This window comes from Cellulomonas sp. P2_F12, assembly GCF_056403775.1.
Map to the genome: position 1 here is coordinate 1 of NZ_JBFUEV010000017.1, position 546 is coordinate 546.

Here is a 546-nt window from a genome sequence, read left to right on the forward strand (position 1 = left end):
CCCTCACCACCAACCTCTGGTGGGGGACCAACGCGACCGTCTACCGGCTGTACGAGGACGGGGTGCTCATCGACACCCAGTCCCTCACGGCCAACGGGTTCAACGCGCAGCAGGCGACGACGAGCGTGTCCGGCCGATCGGTCGGCACGCACGTCTATCGCGCCGAGCTGGCGAACCCGCTCGGGACCACCAGCAGCTCCGAGCTGAAGGTCAAGGTCACGCACTGACCCTTCCTTCACGACGACGGCCGGCCCGGGAGCTCCACGCTCCCGGGCCGGCCGTCTGCCTGCCTCGACGTCCGAGCAGAAGGGGCCTCTGACCTGCATGTGCGCCGACATCCGGCCCCTGGCCGGCGCAACGTCCGCCCCTGAAATGCACAACGTCCGAGCAAGTCGGGCCCCTGACCCGCAGGTGCTCGGACGTTGTGCAGCGAACGCGACAACGTCCGAGCAAGTGGGGCCTCTGACCCGCAGGTGCTCGGACGTTGTGCAGCGAACGCGACAACGTCCGAGCAAAGTCGGGTTCTGGGCCCTCTTTGCTCGGACG

Annotated in this window: 1 protein-coding gene; it reads left to right on the forward strand. The window is 68.3% G+C overall.

What is annotated here, in order from left to right; translation table 11 throughout:
* Positions 1–227, forward strand: a 227-nt coding sequence (locus AC1DWH_RS20065) for an early set domain-containing protein (RefSeq protein ID WP_477095138.1), incomplete at its 5' end; no start/stop codon positions are given.
* Positions 228–546: the final 319 nt, after the last annotated feature.